Origin of the sequence: Actinotalea subterranea, from assembly GCF_008364845.1 — a bacterium.
Taxonomy (GTDB): domain Bacteria; phylum Actinomycetota; class Actinomycetes; order Actinomycetales; family Cellulomonadaceae; genus Actinotalea; species Actinotalea subterranea.
In genome coordinates this window covers 1-3,321 of the sequence record NZ_VTTP01000023.1, presented here as the reverse complement: position 1 = coordinate 3,321, position 3,321 = coordinate 1, and the positions used below count along the sequence as shown (strand labels likewise).

At 71.6% G+C, this 3,321-nt stretch carries 2 protein-coding genes and 1 pseudogene; all 3 read left to right on the top strand.

Annotated features, from left to right (window positions below; genetic code table 11):
• A pseudogene (locus FZ988_RS18340) lies at positions 1-243 on the top strand (methyl-accepting chemotaxis protein); the annotation flags it as partial.
• Between the two features lie 215 nt (positions 244-458).
• A complete protein-coding gene (locus tag FZ988_RS18335) occupies positions 459-2,165 on the top strand; it encodes a methyl-accepting chemotaxis protein (RefSeq protein WP_149205490.1) in 1,707 nt (568 codons plus the stop codon).
• 82 nt (positions 2,166-2,247) lie between these two features.
• On the top strand, positions 2,248-3,321 hold a 1,074-nt coding region (locus tag FZ988_RS18330; protein ID WP_149205489.1), incomplete at its 3' end, for a HAMP domain-containing protein.

Genomic DNA, 3,321 nt, shown 5'->3' with positions numbered 1-3,321 from the left:
ATCAACGACTACCAGCTGACGATCGCGTCGGCGGTCGAGGAGCAGACGGCCACGACGAACGAGATGTCGCGTGGGGTCACCGAGGCCGCCACCGGCTCCGGCGAGATCACGGCGAACATCACCGGGGTCGCGGGCTCGGCCCAGACCGCCGCCGACGTCCTGGTCCAGATGGGCACCGAGACCCAGGACCTGGCGGGCATGGCAGGTCGGCTCCGCAGCAAGGTCTCGGCCTTCAGGGTATGACGCGCAGGGTGTGACGTGCGGGGCTCGCGCCGAGGCGGCGGGTCCCGAGGGGCAGCTTCTCCGGAAGGAGAGGCTGCCCTTTGTCATATGTCCGGGTCACAATCAGTTATCACCCTGGACTTCAAGATCCTCCGGCTCACGGACGAATCGTCTCGGCCGATGGGACGGACAGATGCCCGCTCCCCCCGCGGGCACCCGTCCCCGAAGGAGGACTCATGTCCCCCACCGCCGTCGCACAGCCGGTCTCCGCACCGGTGCACCACCCCGCCCCGCCGTCGTCGACGCAGTCCGCACGAGCGCGCCAGGAACGCCCTGCCAGGGCCCCGCGCCGCACGGGCTCGATCGTCAAGAACCTCCCCGTGCGGACCAAGATCCTCTCGCTCATCGTCGTCTTCGCGGTGGCCGCAGCCGTCTCGGGCGGCGTCGCGATCAAGGCGCTGAACGGCCTCGCCGGCAACACCGCCGAGCTCGCCGACATCCAGGCGGGCGTCTCGGCGCCGCTCCAGACGGTGCACCAGGGACAGCTCAAGGCGCGCATGATCGCGGCGCAGATCGCCGCCGCGGAGAGCGAAGAGGCCAAGGAGGCCTGGTTCGCGGACCAGGAGAGCAACGACGCCGAGATCGCCGCGGCGATCGAGGCATTCTCGGCCGCGACGGCGGGCGTCGAGATCGCCGCGTGGGGCACGTTCCTCGAGACGTGGCCGCAGTGGCTCGAGGCACGGGACACGGAGCTCATGCCCGCTGCCCTCACGGACGACCGCACCGAGTACGAGCGCGTGCTGGCCGAGGTGACGGAGCCGCTCAAGGACACCTACGTCGACGCGCTCGACGCGACGGCCGCGGACATCGTGGCCTACACCGCCACCACCGCCGAGCACGCCGCCGAGGAGAAGACGTCCTCGACGACCCTGTTCGTCGTCGTGCTGGTCATCGCGCTCGCGCTCGCCTCGGGCCTGGCCCTCGTCGTCGCGCGCAACATCCGGGGCAGCGTGGAGCGCGTCAAGCGCTCCATCGAGGCCCTCGCACGCGGTGACCTCACCGTGGCGCCTGACGTCGACAGCACCGACGAGCTCGGCCAGATGGCCGTGGCCCTCGTGACGGCGCAGACGTCCCTGCGGGAGACGCTCGCCGCGGTCGGCGACGCGTCCCAGACGATCGCCGCGGCGTCCGAGGAGATGTCGGCCGCCGGCTCCCAGGTCGTCACCGCGTCCGAGGAGACGAGCGCGCAGGCCGGCGTCGTCGCCGCCGCGGCCGAGCAGGTCAGCCGCAACGTGCAGGCCGTCGCCGCGGGCGCCGAGGAGATGGGTGCGTCGATCCGCGAGATCGCGACCAACGCGAACGAGGCCGCCAAGGTCGCCGCGCAGGCCACCGATGTCGCCGCCGCGACCAACGAGTCCGTCGCGAAGCTGGGCACGAGCTCGCAGGAGATCGGCAACGTCATCAAGGTCATCACGTCGATCGCGGAGCAGACGAACCTGCTCGCGCTCAACGCGACGATCGAGGCCGCGCGCGCCGGTGAGGCCGGCAAGGGCTTCGCCGTCGTGGCCGGTGAGGTCAAGGAGCTCGCGCAGGAGACCGCGCGGGCCACCGAGGACATCGCGCGTCGGGTCGAGGCCATCCAGGCCGACACCACGGGTGCCGTCGGCGCCATCGGTCAGATCTCGCAGATCATCGCCCAGATCAACGACTACCAGCTGACGATCGCCTCTGCGGTCGAGGAGCAGACGGCCACGACCAACGAGATGTCGCGCGGCGTTGCCGAGGCCGCGACCGGCTCGGGCGAGATCGCCGCGAACATCACAGGCGTCGCCAGCTCCGCAGCGAGCTCGGCCGACGTGCTGTCGCAGATGGGTGCCTCGACGAACGAGCTCGCCCAGATGGCGGCCGACCTGCGCGCCAAGCTCTCCACCTTCACGTACTGACCCCCAGGTCGCGCGGTCGGGTGGGGCCGACCGCGCGACACCCCCCGTCGGCGTGAGCCGGCACGCACCTCCGGAGAGATCCATGAGCACCACCAGCGTCACGAGCCGGCCCCCCGCCGCCCCGTCCCCCACGACCCCGTCCTCCTCGCCGCGTGCCGGCGGGCACGGCACGGCACCCGCCCCCGCGGCGGTACGTCTCGGCGCGTGGAAGCGGGCCTCGGTCCGCACGAAGATCATGGCGCTCGTGCTGGCGTTCGCGGTCTTCGGTGGCGGCCTCGGCGTCTACGCCGGCGTGACGATGACGGAGATCAAGAACGACGCGACCGAGCTCGCCGAGACCCAGTCCACGGTCAGCGGCTCGCTCACGGCGCTCAAGGACGCGCTCTGGACGGTGCGCAACACCATCACCGCCGTCGGCGCGTACCCGCCTGCCGGCAAGGACGCCCAGATCGACAAGCTCGAGGCGGCCTACGGGGCGCTCGACACCGCGTCGGCGACGTTCCACGACGCGTTCGTCGCCGCGCACGGCGACAGCCCGGAGGCGTGGGAGGCGTTCGGGACATCACTCGTCGCCTACCGCGGCATCGTCGACGGTGACCTGCTCGACGCGGCGCTGGCCGACGACCGCGACGAGTGGGCCGCGGTCCGCGACGGCGGCGCGAGCGACCTGGGCGGCACGATGGTCGGCAACCTCACGGAGGTCGAGGCCGAGGTCGCTGCCGTCATGGAGGACATCGCGGCGAAGGCCGAGGCCGAGGCCGAGCAGGGCATCCTCATCTCGATCGTCGTCGTCGTGCTCGGGGTTCTCCTGACCGGGTTCTTCGGCGTGATGATCGCGAATGCGATGCGGCGCGACGTCGTCGAGGTCAAGCGTGCCGTCGACGCGATGGCCGCGGGCGACCTCACGCACGAGCCCACGGTTCGCTCGGGCGACGAGATCGGCCAGATGGCCGGCGGTCTGGTGCAGGCACAGGAGTCGCTGCGTGCCCTGATCGGCAGCGTCGTGGAGTCGGCCGACCTCGTGGCGGCTGCGGCGGAGGAGCTGTCGGCGGCGAACACGCAGGTGGCTGCGGGGTCCGAGGAGACGAGTGTGCAGGCGGGTGTGGTTGCTGCTGCGTCGGAGCAGGTGTCGCGCAATGTGCAGGCGGTGGCTGCG

Coding starts and splice junctions, on each gene's coding strand:
- FZ988_RS18335 (WP_149205490.1), top strand. CDS start 459: ATGTCCCCCACCGCCGTCGCACAGCCGGTCTCCGCACCGGTGCACCAC.